The following is a 13741-nucleotide window of genomic DNA, read 5'->3' as shown; positions in this document are numbered from 1 at the left end:
CAGAGTCTGGCAAGTATTTTCGCAAATTTTTTTGAAATCACTGTTGTGTAAGGAGTTTTGAGTACATATTACAGTTAGCGCAAACTAGTCAACAGTAGTTAGTCAGCTAACTATCAGCCAGTCAGTAGTCAACAATATTATCCTAATGGTTGACTTCTTGCCACTGATTACGAGGCTTGAGTGGGGAACCGCTTGATTCAACGTTGACGTTGAGCAACGGTTTTTGGTTAACCCCTGATTGCTTTTGTTTTTCTAACACTGCTCTGGCTAATGCAGCTTTTCGTTCCACTTCTTCCTTTAAATGCTGCTTACGGGAATACTCAGCTATCTTGATTCTCGCTTTCTGGTAGGTGGGGGTTTCCTTAGGGATTTGAGACAAATACACTAGCGCTTGAATAAAGTTACCCTGTCCTCCTTGTTCATAGGCTTCTTGTAACAAGTACTCTGCTCGAATCTGTTGCTTTTGCTGATATTCCTTCAGCTTTGGTTGGACTTTAGCACCGGTGCGGGTTTCTGGATGGATTTGTTCGAGTAGTGCGATCGCATTGCTAAAGTCTTGGGCTAATGCTTGTTTGTAGGCTTGCTTTAATAACCCTTGGGCTTGTGCTTCAAGGCGAGGTTTTGCCTTCTTGACTAAGGGCTCCATCTTCTTTTGCCAAAAGCCAATTGAGGGCATTTTATCGTATCCCTCAAGCACATCTGACCATCGTTCTTGATAAAAGGCTTGCTCTGTAGCCTTAAATACAGCTTCAGCACCTTGCCATTGTTGCTGCCACTGTTGAACCGTGTCTAGGGATTGTTCATAGATCAGACTATCGCTAGGAATTGATTCTGCTAGTGCGATCGCTTCGTCGAAATTACCGGCTTGATAGTGTTTGATTGCCTTTTGTAGAATATCAAATTCAGAACGAGACGCAGAAGCATTGAGTAAAGCATAAAGTCCAATTAAAATAGCTATACCATTGGAGCTTGCTGCTCCGAGTCCGATTCTTTTCAGTAAAGGTGGCAATTTTGGCCAGCTATACAGGGCAAATTCACGAACATACACTTTCCAATGTAATTCCGGCTCATCAGTGCTAAGTAATAACTCATTCTTACTAGTTTTTGATTTTTTATTGTTAATTTTTGAATCGTTATTACAATTTTTTGAGTCTTTAATACTAAATTTTGATTCTTTATGACAACTTTCTGAGTTTTTATTCTTAAGCGTATCTTGCTCAGTTTTGACTCCTGAGTCAGACAATGGCGTTGCCTGTTTTAATTGTTGTGAGCTAGACTCCCTAGTCAGTGCTGAGTGTTCAACTTTGACTTCTGAGTCAGACAATGGCGTTGCCTGTTTTAATTCTTGTGAGCTAGACTCCCTAGTCAGTGCTGAGTGTTCAACGGTAACCCTTGAGTCAGACTTAGCATCTAGCACGTTTAATTCAAAAGTGTCATTGTCACTAAACTTGATACTGAGTGCTGAGTGCTCCGTGATCAGTTCTGAGTCAGACTTAGCAATAGATACTTTTAACTCAGGACTTTGAGTACACATGAGTGTTTTAAGTACAATTAAGGCATCATTAGCTGACTGATAGCGTCGTTTGCTGTTGTAAGACACCATATGGTTGAGTACAAACGCCATTTTATCGCTAACCGATACATGTTTTCGCCAATCAATCTCACCAGTCTCAGGGTCAGCCAATTGCATTGGGGTCATGCCTGTGAGGGCGTGAATCGCAATCATTCCTAGGGAATAAATGTCACTGTTAGGAAAGGATTGACCAGCAAGTTGCTCTGGGGGTATGTAGGCAAAGGGACGAATTGTTTTCGATGCATCAGAATCAGACGATAGGATCTCGCTCAGATCGGCTTGGATTGACTTTGAATTAATCAGCTCAGCAGCACCAAAGTCAATCAAAACTAGCCTACAGTCTGACTCTCGTCTGATTAGGTTATTGGGTTTGAGGTCTCTATGAATTATTCCTTGGCGGTGAATAAATTCTAGGATGCCTAAAACATCTTCTAATAGTTGAATGCACTGGTTTTCGCTATAGCGTTTATTACTGTTTTGACTGAGTGGTAGTTCAGTACTAAGAGTTTCTCCGACAATTAAGTTTTGAACTAAGTAAAATCCCTGGTGATCTTCAAAATAATCAAGTAGACGGGGAATTTGGTTATGGCTGCCCAGTTTGATCAAGGTTTGAGCTTCATTGAGCCAGAGACGTTTAAGAAATTGCCATTTTTGAGGATCATCGCTTTTGGGCTGAAGATACTTAATCACATAGCGGGGATAGCTCTGTTGTCGGGTATCCTCTGCGATATAGGTTTTGCCAAATGCCCCAGCACTTAAAGATTCAATGATTTTATAACGCCCGTTGAGGAGCTTTCCCCATAAGGAATGATTTGGATTAATTTTCAAAGAATTTTTTCCTACCAGAATCACTTCTATTTAGTTTTTTTCAAGAAACCAACAGTGTTTCCGGAATTAGTGGTTTGCAGAAGTAATTAGATTTGCTGTAGTGTCACCCGGTAGGAAATTGGATGTAAGCAATCAGCTATATTAAATCAGCTATATTAAATAAGATATATTCAATCAGCTATAGCAGTCCCCAGGGTAGTTAGGACATGACAAAAGTCTCAAACCTAAGTAAGCGCAAGAGTTTGACTTGTGACTTGTGACTTGTGACTTCTGCTATATCAGTGATCAGCCATTTTAATGATTAACCTTACTCCCGTTGCGGGATGATCTGACCATTGTTGACAACCCCAAAGCTTCTACTCTTCTCCCCTCTTCCCTCTCCGGATTTTGTCCTCATTTGCTACAACAGAAAGCAACTGGGTATCAAAACTATATGCCAGGATAGATATTAGATTTGTGTTCTTCGGTGGTCATCATATCCGCTTCTTAAACATGGAAAGTTGAAATTAGCACTATGAGCAAGGATTTAGACTTTAGCCCCCAGGGCTATGAAATTAAACAAGAATTAGGACAAAATCACGCTGGGGGTAGAGTCACCTACCTGGCGACACAACTGGAGACTCAGCAACCGGTTGTGATTAAGCAATTGCAGTTTTCCCAATTAGGCACTAGCTGGGCAGAATACGACACTTATGAGCGAGAAATTAAACTCCTGCAGCAGCTCAATCATCCTAGTATTCCTCGCTATATCGATTCTTTTGACACTCCCACTGGATTTTGCTTAGTCCAAGAATATAAACCAGCACCTTCCCTCGCGGAAAATTACCAGTGGACACCACAAGAAGTTAAGCAAATTGCGATCGCGGTCTTGGAAGTCTTGGTTTACTTGCAACAGCGCCAACCTCCTGTGATTCATCGAGATATTAAACCAGAAAATATTTTGGTTGATAGACAGGGAAACTTGAAGGTGTATCTAGTAGATTTCGGTTTTGCCCGGATAGCAGGTGGGGATGTGACCCTCAGTAGCGTTGTTAAAGGTAGTGTAGGGTTTATGCCACCAGAGCAGATGTTTAATCGGCAATTGACCAAAGCATCTGATCTGTATAGCTTAGGAATAACCCTGATTTGCTTGCTGACAGGGACAAAATCTAGCGATATCAACACCTTAGTTGATGAGAATTATCGGATTAATTTCAAATCACTGTTGCCCAAGCTAAATCCTCAGTTTATTCATTGGCTGCACAAAATGGTGGCACCTAACCTCAAACATCGCTATCCCGATGCAGCAACTGCCCTAAAAGCCCTGAAGCCAATTGATGTGGTGAATGATCTCACTCCTCTAAAAACACTGTTGCGGGCGATACAACCAACAAAAGCAGTAGTAAAACTTGCCACCCTCAGCCTTGTGGCTGCTTCTTCATCAGCTATAACCTATGGCTGGGTCACTAGTCCAGCCAGACAATTGCTCACCAGTGGAGAATGCCCAGGCTGCAATCTCCCAAATACCAACCTACAGGATAAAAACCTCAAGCAAGCTAAGCTAGAGGGGGCTAATCTCAGTGGTGCCGACCTAGAGGGGGCTAATCTGTGGAGAGCTAACCTCAGGGGGGCTAACCTGTGGGGTGCTAACCTAGAGGGGGCTAACCTAAACGGTGCTCGCTTGAATGGTGCTAACCTGGGCGGGGCTAATCTCAAGGGCGCTAACTTTGACATCAGGAGGGCTAAGCGCCAAGGCATTAACCTCAAGGGTGCAACTATGCCTGATGGCTCTATACATAAGTAAACTTTTATGCATTAAAAATGCCGGAAGCATTCAGCGGTCAGCCGTGAGCTAAAAGCTCACGCGTGCGCGTTCAGCCGTCAGCTTGAAAGAAACCTTAGCACCTCAATTAGCGTGCCCATAGCCCATAAGCTGATAACTGAACGCGCACGCGTGGGCTTAGCCCATTAACTGAACGCGCACGCGTGGGCGTAGCCCATTAGCTGATAGCTGAATGCTGATAGCTGAATGCTGATAGCTGATAGCACCTCAAGTAGCGTGGGCGTAGCGCATTAGCTTACAACATGCCTAACAGCAAGGCAGAAGGCAGAAGTTAGAAGGCAAAAGGGACAAGAGTTTCAGGTTTTTTAGTGATCTAAGCCAAGGTTGTTTAAATGGGCAACAGCTTAGTCATATCCTGTCTTTTTTAAGACTTATCATTATGGTTTTTTTCGTCAATTTACAATCGATAATTGAAATTGAAATTGACAATTAACAACTAACAATTAACGATTAACCTAAATAATTAGGTGGGCTTAATTATCCGTAAAATAGCGATTGAGATTCAAAATGCTGAAAACCCATTTAATCAAGGCTTTCAGCTTCATTTTCGTATTTTGAGTTTTAACGTTTATTTATGCCCACCTACTTATAAAGTGATTAATCTGACTCGAGATCACTATTAAATTGGCAGATGTGACCAGAACGAGCACGAGAGTATGTCACTGTTGCTATCTCCTTCCAGATTCGCTGTAGCTTGAGTCTAAATTGCTGCTCCGAAAGAGTTTCATCTAACTTTTCTTTAATATAGTTTCGGGCAAGCTGGATCGGTTTGGTAGAGAGAATCAGAGAAATGAATTCTAACTGCTCATTTTCTTCTTGTTCAGGAGTAAATTTTGGGTCAAGAGAGCGGATAGCTTAGTTATCTATCTAACAGTTTAATGAAACTGACATAGGTGCGGGTTTCATCGAACAATTTGTCTTCATTGACTTTATAGAATAAGGGTCCGGTAGCTAAGTCGATTTCCCGTTGACCGCTAGCTTTAACCTGCTCATCTAATAGAATGTCAGCAGTTTCCTCTTCCCATTCTCCGCAGCTAGTGCGAGTGCTAACCGAGAATTGGTTTTCGTCACTTTCCCAAATTTGTTGATAAATATTGGTTTCGCTCATGTCTCTATTTTATAAGTCAAATGATGTAAAGGTTGTTGAGGATATCTATGCCAAGTTAAATGATTGAATTGATGCTTAACGGTTAACGGTCAATAAATTTATCCTAGGCTGACTATTTTCAGGAGGAGACAGTACCCTTGAGGGTACTTTTTTATTGCTCAGTCACCCAGGGGGTAATCTCAAATCGGACTATTAAACTCTTTTAACCCACTCCACCCATTCCAGCGATTCCGTAAGGTAGTGACAATGCAATAGTTTTTTTTACCCCTTGCATCTTCTCCAAAATGTGAATATAATAATAGTATTGTTAAAGCAATGGTTTTACAGCCATGATGATTTCTACCGCACAAGCCGCTGATTTACTGGGTGTTTCCGCCACTCGCGTCCGTTACCTTCTGGGCAAGGGCAGAGTCAAAGGAGCGTATAAGGTCGGTAGAACTTGGGTGATTCCTTTGTTTGATGGCATGCCAGTGGTCACCCCTGGCACTCGTGGACCAAAGCGGAATTGGTCAAAGCGTACAAATTACACGAAGGCTGTGATCCACGTTAATCAGAAAGTCATTCGCCAAAATCACAACACTGGGCAACGCAATCCAGTAATTACGGTAAAACGAGGTTCTAAAAACATTTACGGTCATACGGTAGAAGTCAATGGCCCTTGCCGGGTGATGTATCGCCCTGATAATCCGCTACATTGTGGCGCAAGGGTCTGGATTGAGACTATCTCGGATTTTAAAGTGATCTGAGCCAAGACTTTCAGGAGGTGACAAGCAGCTTGAAAGCATGAAGCAGCAAGCTTTAAATCACATTGACATATCCTTTTGACGAAAAGGACAGGTTTAGCATTTCTAGTTGAGATGTAAACCTAAGAGGTATTTTTTTACTGTCCAATAAAACTCCGTATATCTTTCCCTTCTTGCCTTTTGCCTCTTGTATGCATGCCTCTTGCCTCTTGCCTCTTGCCTTTTTAAGGAATACGTGTATTTACAATCCAGATACAAACGCGATCGCTTAAGAACGATAAACCCTGACCCGCTTATCAGGCTTTTGCTTTCTGACCCATGCTAAAAAATTCTGCATCTGAGGGTCATTTTTTAAAGCTTCACAGGTATTCAATTCGAGAGCTAAACGAGCATTTGGGAATAAAGCATGTATTTGTCGGTGACATGCAGGGCAAATAGTAATCGTTGGACCAGGTTTCATCTTTTTTCGCTTAGTATTTTGTCGCGGTATCAGGTGATGAACTGTTAATCGGTCTACATCTCTTCCACAAAGTTCACAAGTCATTGATAATTATAAAAGTTATGATTTTGGTGAGGTGCTTTCGTCCTAGTTTTTAGGGAGTAGGGAGTAGAGACTAAGCAAGAGGCAAGAGGCAAGAGGCAAGAGGCAAGATAAAAAAAATCCTGTGGACTTCATTACTACGATAACCGTAAAATACTCAGTGTTGAATATCTCAACTAAACATCCAATATCATGAAAGCTTGGTCAATAGTTTCCTATCTAGTTATCGGTATAGTTATCGGTGCTTTTTTAGTGATTATACTACAAAAGTCTACTAAAGTAAATCAGTTACTCAGACGCTACGGTATCCTGAGTACTTCCAGCATTAAGGATAATCAAACCAACCCAGTTCCTGCCAATTTTCAAGGCAAGATGTCCTTATTTATTTTGGCAGGACAGTCGAATATGTCAGGAAGTGGTAAGCTGACACCTGCTAGTTCCGTTACTGACCCCAGAGTTTTTGTTTTTGGAAACGATTACCGCTGGCATCTAGGCCAAGAACCGATTGATTCACCAAGTGGACAAGTTGATCACGTCTCGGAAGATAAGTCAGCTGGAGTCAGTCCTGGGATGGCGTTTGCTACGGAATTGCTCAAATACGATCCTGAGCTGATTGTTGGTTTAATTCCCTGTGCTAAATGGGGTTCTAGTATTCAAGAGTGGCAAAAAAATCTCAGTGAAGATACTTTGTATGGCTCTTGCTTAAAGCGAGCCTATGCAGCTTCACCAATGGGAGAAATTAAAGGTTTATTATTCTTTCAGGGAGAAAGTGATGCCCTTAATCCTCAAGCCTACCCAAGTCGAAAATTTTTCCCTAATCAGTGGGCTGATAAATTTGTTAGGTTAGTAAAAGATTTCCGTGAAGACTTAGGTAAACCTGAGTTACCAGTAGTTTTTGCTCAAATTAGCACCACTACTGATCCAGAAAAGCTCCCGAACTGGGAAACCGTGAAAGCGCAACAGGAAACAGTCCAGTTACCAGCTACTGGGATGATTACTACAGATGACTTGGCTTTGCAAGACCATGTCCACTTGACAACGGAAAGTTATTTGATTGTTGGAAAACGATTTGCTAAAGCATTTTGGCAACTTATTCAAAGATAATACTCAAAGATAATACTCAAAGATAATAGGGTGCATCAAGACAGGGAAAACTAGAGGAAACGTCACCATTGATTCCGGTCAAGCTTGATGAACATCTTATCTAAAACAGTTCCAGGGTTTTTAATTGCTAGCATCGCCATCATTCCAGCAATTCCCACAGTGGTGATTTCAACACCAGCTGCTAAAGCTGTTGCGCAACAAATTACTGTTCGCATTGATGGTCCAAAACAGGGTGGGAGTGGGATAATTGTTGAACGCCAAGGAAATACATATTACATCCTGACTAATGCTCATGTGCTACAAAAAGCTGGCATCTACAGGATTCAAACCCCTGATGGCAATCGTTATCCTGTAGACTCTCGCTACATCAGACGGATGCCAGGAGTAGATTTAGCGATATTACCTTTCATTAGCACCTCTAACTACCCAGTTGCTAGGTTAGGGAATTCCCAGCAAATCAGTGCAGGTCAAAGGGTTTATGTTGCTGGATGGCCCCGTTCTGGAGGTGCTTCTCGACAACGGCGGTTTATTAATACCGAAGGATTGCTCACGGAGGCTAGTTCTAAACTTCCTAGGGGATATGCTCTAAGTTATACCAATTTGGTCAGAATTGGCATGAGTGGTGGACCGGTATTAGATAATCAGGGGCGGGTAATTGGTATTAATGGCATGGTGAGGTTAGTGGGGGATTCTGACACAATTGTGGCATCTGGGATTAGCATTGACACCTATTTAACCTGGCGCTCTCAGCTGAAACTGCCAACTCCTGTAAAGACTCCTCAAGTCGGTGTCTCTCCTACAGCTGCATCTGCCAAGACCGGAACAGTTTTCTACAAGTTGGCCAATACCCTTAAAGTAGGAACTGGCTCAGTTAGTTCTGTGGGGATTGGCAGCGTTGCTCAAGGGAGATCAGTCAAGGGATTGATGGCTGCTAGTGGTCATAGTGATGGCACTATCTCTCTGTGGAATCTGTCAACTGGTAAATTAATTCGTAGCTGGCGAGGTCACGGTGGCGCAGTGAATGCTGTGGTGATTAGTCCGGATGGTCAAACCTTAGTCAGTGGCGGTGATGACCGTATGATCAAAACCTGGAATCTTAACACGGGTAAACCTTTAGGTACTCTGACTGGACATCAAGATACGGTCGCGACTTTAGCCTTCAGTGCAGATAGCAAAACTTTAGTTAGTGGTAGCTGGGATAACACCATTAAAATTTGGCAGCTGCCTAAGGGTAAACTGTTGCATACCCTTACCGGACATTTAGGTTCGGTGAATTCTGTTGAAATCTCTCCTGATGGCAAAACCTTAGTAAGTGGTTCTCAAGATACAACTATTCGGCTGTGGAATCTAACTACAGGTAAGTTAGTGCGTATCCTCAAGGGACATTCTCGATCAGTATCGTCTGTGGCAATTAGTCTAGATGGGAAGACCTTAGCCAGTGGTGGAGGAGACGGCACGATTCGCTTGTGGAATCTTAACACTGGTAAACTGACTAGGACCTTGACGGGTCACACAGATGGAGTGTGGTCAGTAACGATGACTAGAGATGGAAACACCCTAATTAGCGGTAGTTGGGATAAGACCATTAAGTTGTGGGATATGAGGAGCGGTCAGTTGAAAAGCACCTTAAATGGCCATTCGGGCTATGTTGTGGCTGTTGCTTTGAGCCAGGATGGTCAAACCCTTGTTAGTGGTGGTTGGGATCAGCAGATTAGAATTTGGAGAAAGCAAATCTCTAATTAACTTGAATTAACCTGAGTTTAAAATTAGCGATGTGGCCTTCGGCCTCCGCTTCGCGAGTCACGCAAAGCTTCCGCGCTTATGCGATCGCACTCCTAGGCATTCCTAAACCAGTAATTGAGATAATTAGTATCTGGTTAAAATTGCGATAATATCTCAAATACTATCTCAATTTAAATGTCACTGTTGTCTATAGCCCTTTTTAGCCTAATCAGGTACACAGGATTTTTTCCGTGTTACCTTTTGTCTTTTCCCTGTTCCCTGTTCCCTGTTCCCTAAAACCGAGGACTCTGTACCTCACCTAATTTAAAACTGCTATACTCCATCAACCGGTCAAATAATCCCAGGCTTTAATAAATGCAACAATTTGGCTGACTGGAGGCAGAGTTGATACTGGTCTTGATGGTGTTGTAGTGTCTTCAGATTGATCGCTCCAGCTTGATTGGTTCATCAGATACTTTCCAAAGTCTTGATTATAATAAATGCTTAATGAGTAGTCTCTAGAGTTAGTAATAATTGTCTGAGTCGGAGCAATAAAAAAGTTAGCAGATGATTTTATTTCTGGTGCTAGCTTAACGGTTTTAATTGGGTTAAGCTGCTCAATGGTTTGGCCAATAATTGTCAGTAACTTCTTGATTTGCTGTTTATCTTGATGATTTAAACTGTATATTGATCGTGAGGGTAGGCTATTTAATAGGGTGACAATATTGCGATGAGTTTTACCTCCATCTTTGAAGGGGACAATTGCCAAGTAAGCGATAATGAATAAGTCAGCATTGTTGCTTGTAAAGGTAATGGTTGTTCTGCGGACACCCACTTCAATGCTTGGCGGTTGATTGAGCACTTCAGAAACATTGGCTATTTGATTATAAATCGAGGCTAAAGCCAAATTTGCTTTGAGGTCTAACGGGGTATCAACGATAATCTTTACTGTTGGCAGGGTCTCGTTGAAAAAGGTTTTGGCAGCTTCGGAAGACAAACGGATAACTTGACTTTGATCGCCATCAGGACTCAAGTCAACCCATTCACAGATCAGTCCTTCGGTTTTGAGACCAAACCGGGAAACGGCATATAGTTTTGCCCCAGTCAGGGTAGCACCAGTCAAATCTGCTCCAATCCAATTGGCTTTAATCAGCCTTGCCTTACTAAGATCAGCGTGTACTAAACTGGTATTAACTAAATTGGCATTGCTCAAATCAGCCCCAACTAAGGTAGCTCCACTTAATTTAGCGTTGCTGAGATCAGCCCAACTGAGGTTTGCTCCACTTAAATCAGCCCAGCGTAAATTTGCCCCACTGAGATCGGCTCCCCTAAAATTGGCACAGGTGAGATTTCCTTGTCTGATTTCAACCCCTTTGAGATTGCTACCGCTGAAATCGGCTTTGTGCAGATTTGTTCCATTTAAGTGGGCTCCCTTCAAGTTTGCTTGACTAAGGGTTGCCCCCGCTAGATTAGCTTCATTGAAGATAGCGCGGCTGAGATTGGCTTGTCTGAGGGTGGCTTCTCGTAAATCAGCACCAGTGAGGTTTGCTGCGGTTAGATTTGCTCCACTAAGGGAACCACGAACCATCTCAGCACGAATCAGTGATGCCTGAATCAGTTGGGCACCTCTTAAATCAGACCGAATCAAATTTGCTACATTGAGCTGTGCTTGTGTTAACTTGGCTTTGGAGAGATTAGAACCACTGAGTCTAGCAACGTTTAAGTTGGCTCGGCTGAGGTTTGTGCCGCTCAAGTTAGCACCACTTAAGTTAGTTATACTCAGGTTAGCTTCACTCAAGTCAGCACCACTAAGAGTAGCGCCGCTTAGGTTAAGTTCCGTAAGATCCGCAGCTGTAAAATCTCTTACCCCTGCTGCATATTGTTGGATAATTTCCCTGACATTCATTACAATCTAACAAAAATTAATATTTATCATGGCATAGGCTGAATTCGGGTGAGAGACTATGAAAATTGGTATTGTAGGACTGGGATTGATGGGTGGGTCCCTGGGATTGGACTTGAGAGCACAAGGTCACCAGGTCTTGGGAGTCTCTCGTCAACCAAAAACCTGTCAATTCGCACTTGATCACGGCATTGTTGATAATGCGAGTATTGAATTAAGTATCCTAGCCACAGCAGAGGTTGTGTTTATCTGCACCCCAATAGCCGCGATCGCCTCTACTGTCAAGGATTTAGTCAACTATCTTAACAAGGATACCGTAATCACTGATATTGGTTCGGTCAAAATGCCAGTAGTTAGAGACATTGCTCCCCTGTGGGAAAATTTTGTAGGTGGTCATCCGATGTCAGGAAGGGAATACAGCGGTGTGGAAGCTGCGGTGTCGAATCTATTTGTAGGAAACCCTTACGTACTGACGCCAATTGAGACAACACCACCACCAGCACTTGAGAAGGTGGAGGAAATTGTGCGATCGCTTAAGTCATTGCTTTACATCACAACCCCGGAAAACCATGACAAAGCGGTAGCATGGATTTCTCATCTACCGGCGATGGTGAGTGGGAGTTTGATTAATGCTTGTATCCAGGAAAGTGACCCAGTGGTTTTGAGGTTAGCCCAACAGTTAGCTAGTTCTGGTTTTCGTGATACTAGCCGTGTTGGGGGTGGTAATCCAGAACTGCGAGTAATGATGGCTCGTTACAATCAGGAGTCGATAATGCGTACGCTTTTAGGGTATCGCGATCGCCTTGACCAGATAATTGAGGTGATTGAACAGGAAGATTGGTCAAGTCTGGAAAAAATCTTTGAAACCACTCACATAGCGCGGAAAAAGTTTGTTTCCTGAGTTTGTTGAGTTTGTTATTGAGCTAATTAGGAAGCAATAGGACTATGGAACACAAATAATTTATAATTCTGACATTCAATAGCCAATTTCCCTTTTGGTTTCTGTGAAACCTTTGCTCTAGGGATGATTGATTAGTTGGACTATGGGGGATAATTCAGAGGTTGCTTAATATTATAATGATTTTAAGAGTTTTGTATAATCGGCATCTTGCCCGTTCCTTACAGTGCGGTTGCCGTTGGCGAATTTAATTCACCAACGGCAACCGCAGCTTTATTCTTTGGCATCAATTAATTGGGAGATTGGGAAGACTATGGGCATCAAGACCTTTAAAGATCTTTGCTGAAGCAATAGATGCTTTTCCCAGTTCCATGTCTTGGCGTTTTGTTCATTGGATCCGTGAAAAATACGTCCGTATTTTTCAGATATAAAGCCCGTAAGGGCTAAGTAGTCGGACAAAACTTTATACAGGTACCAAAACTTTTGTCCGACTACTGATAGTTGGGCTTAATGTCACGTGAAGTTCCAGTAACTGTCATTTATATTCAAGTCTGTGGTATCCCGAACCAGACTAATCAATTCATCTGTGTTATCGAAAATACCATTGCTATTGGTATCCATATAGACACCTGTGCCTTGGTTTGAGCCAATAGTGACAGAATCTCGCAGCACATAGTCACTAGCCTCACCCTGGAGTTGGAGCTGGTCACCATCTCCAATATTGAAGTCCACGATTAGGGCATAATCATAGGTAGTATCACTATTATAGTAAACATCGCCCTGACCAATAACAAAGGTATCTGCCCCTGCACCGCCAGTAAGAGTATCTCGTCCGTCACCACCGTAAAGCAGGTCATCTCCATCTCCACCGTGGAGTAAATCGTAACCAGCTTCACCCAAAAGGGTATCATTTTCCTCACCACCATAGATACGGTCGTTACCAGCGCCGCCTAGGAGAGAGTCTTCACCTTGATTGCCGCTGATTCGGTCATTACCAGCATCCCCGTAGAGGTTATCATTACCAAGACCACCGTATAATCTGTCATTGTCATCTCCGCCGTAGAGCTGGTCATCACCTAAATCCCCGTGAAGATTGTCATTACCAAGGCCACCATAGGCAATGTCATTGCCAAAGGAAGTGTATATTTTATCATACCCCTCACCAGCATCGAGCCAGTCATCTCCGTCTCCACCATGGAGTAAATCATTACCAGCTTCACCAACTAAGGTATCGTTATCATCGCCACCAAAAAGCTGGTCACTACCTTCGCCGCCAGAGAGAGTATCATCACCTTCGTGCCCCCAGAGAGTATCGTCACCGTCTTGCCCCAAGAGAGTATCGTTACCGAAGCGACCATATAATCTGTCATAGCCTTCCCCGCCTTCGAGAGATTCATTACCTTGATCACCGTAGAGACTATCATCACCCATCTCTCCATAGACAGTATCATTACCTGTGGAAACATATAACTTGTCATTGTCATAACCACCGTAAAGCA

10 protein-coding genes are annotated in these 13741 nt (G+C 42.8%); 5 read left to right on the top strand and 5 right to left on the bottom strand.

Going from position 1 to position 13741, the window contains the following annotated elements:
- Positions 1–142: 142 nt before the first annotated feature.
- A complete protein-coding gene (locus tag F6K52_RS02970; protein WP_293073824.1) occupies positions 143–2401 on the bottom strand; it encodes a serine/threonine-protein kinase in 2259 nt (752 codons plus the stop codon).
- A gap of 514 nt (positions 2402–2915) precedes the next feature.
- Here F6K52_RS02970 and F6K52_RS02965 point away from each other — a divergent pair.
- Positions 2916–4184 carry a serine/threonine-protein kinase gene (locus F6K52_RS02965; RefSeq protein ID WP_293073820.1) on the top strand — a complete coding sequence of 423 codons (1269 nt, stop codon included), beginning with the start codon at positions 2916–2918 and terminating at the stop codon, positions 4182–4184.
- Positions 4185–5082: 898 nt separating this feature from the next.
- Here F6K52_RS02965 and F6K52_RS02960 read toward each other — a convergent pair.
- A complete protein-coding gene (locus F6K52_RS02960) occupies positions 5083–5331 on the bottom strand; it encodes a hypothetical protein (RefSeq protein ID WP_293073816.1) in 249 nt (82 codons plus the stop codon).
- A gap of 329 nt (positions 5332–5660) precedes the next feature.
- Between F6K52_RS02960 and F6K52_RS02955 the strand changes: the two genes are divergently transcribed.
- Positions 5661–6077, top strand: a complete 417-nt coding sequence (locus F6K52_RS02955) for a helix-turn-helix domain-containing protein (RefSeq protein ID WP_293073813.1) — start codon at positions 5661–5663, stop codon at positions 6075–6077.
- Positions 6078–6342: 265 nt separating this feature from the next.
- On the opposite strand, the gene F6K52_RS02950 is transcribed toward F6K52_RS02955, so the two are convergent.
- Positions 6343–6618, bottom strand: coding sequence for an HNH endonuclease (locus F6K52_RS02950; protein ID WP_293073810.1), 276 nt, complete (start codon positions 6616–6618; stop codon positions 6343–6345).
- A gap of 189 nt (positions 6619–6807) precedes the next feature.
- Between F6K52_RS02950 and F6K52_RS02945 the strand changes: the two genes are divergently transcribed.
- Together F6K52_RS02945 and F6K52_RS02940 are read left to right on the top strand one after the other, a co-directional pair.
- A complete protein-coding gene (locus tag F6K52_RS02945; RefSeq protein ID WP_293073807.1) occupies positions 6808–7719 on the top strand; it encodes a sialate O-acetylesterase in 912 nt (303 codons plus the stop codon).
- Positions 7720–7806: 87 nt separating this feature from the next.
- Entirely contained in the window at positions 7807–9462 is a 1656-nt protein-coding gene (locus F6K52_RS02940; protein ID WP_293073804.1) for a trypsin-like peptidase domain-containing protein, read from the top strand.
- Positions 9463–9784: 322 nt separating this feature from the next.
- On the opposite strand, the gene F6K52_RS02935 is transcribed toward F6K52_RS02940, so the two are convergent.
- Complete coding sequence (locus F6K52_RS02935) at positions 9785–11347, bottom strand: pentapeptide repeat-containing protein (protein WP_293073801.1); 1563 nt, start codon at positions 11345–11347, stop codon at positions 9785–9787.
- Between the two features lie 58 nt (positions 11348–11405).
- Here F6K52_RS02935 and F6K52_RS02930 point away from each other — a divergent pair, with 58 nt between their 5' ends.
- Positions 11406–12245, top strand: a complete 840-nt coding sequence (locus F6K52_RS02930; protein WP_293073798.1) for a prephenate/arogenate dehydrogenase — start codon at positions 11406–11408, stop codon at positions 12243–12245.
- 510 nt (positions 12246–12755) lie between these two features.
- On the opposite strand, the gene F6K52_RS02925 is transcribed toward F6K52_RS02930, so the two are convergent.
- The coding region (locus tag F6K52_RS02925; protein ID WP_293073795.1) for a calcium-binding protein at positions 12756–13741 on the bottom strand (986 nt) is incomplete at its 5' end.

This window comes from Moorena sp. SIO3H5 (assembly GCF_010692395.1).
Lineage (GTDB): Bacteria > Cyanobacteriota > Cyanobacteriia > Cyanobacteriales > Coleofasciculaceae > Moorena.
Note: the sequence above shows the minus strand (reverse complement) of the source record. Positions and strands in the feature narration are given on the sequence as shown.

What these genes read in the sequence shown, in the direction of transcription:
- F6K52_RS02965 (WP_293073820.1), top strand. Translation starts at nt 2,916, where the DNA reads ATGAGCAAGGATTTAGACTTTAGCCCCCAGGGCTATGAAATTAAACAA.
- F6K52_RS02960 (WP_293073816.1), bottom strand. Translation starts at nt 5,331, where the DNA reads ATGAGCGAAACCAATATTTATCAACAAATTTGGGAAAGTGACGAAAAC.
- F6K52_RS02955 (WP_293073813.1), top strand. Translation starts at nt 5,661, where the DNA reads ATGATGATTTCTACCGCACAAGCCGCTGATTTACTGGGTGTTTCCGCC.
- F6K52_RS02950 (WP_293073810.1), bottom strand. Translation starts at nt 6,618, where the DNA reads ATGACTTGTGAACTTTGTGGAAGAGATGTAGACCGATTAACAGTTCAT.
- F6K52_RS02945 (WP_293073807.1), top strand. Translation starts at nt 6,808, where the DNA reads ATGAAAGCTTGGTCAATAGTTTCCTATCTAGTTATCGGTATAGTTATC.
- F6K52_RS02940 (WP_293073804.1), top strand. Translation starts at nt 7,807, where the DNA reads ATGAACATCTTATCTAAAACAGTTCCAGGGTTTTTAATTGCTAGCATC.
- F6K52_RS02935 (WP_293073801.1), bottom strand. Translation starts at nt 11,347, where the DNA reads ATGAATGTCAGGGAAATTATCCAACAATATGCAGCAGGGGTAAGAGAT.
- F6K52_RS02930 (WP_293073798.1), top strand. Translation starts at nt 11,406, where the DNA reads ATGAAAATTGGTATTGTAGGACTGGGATTGATGGGTGGGTCCCTGGGA.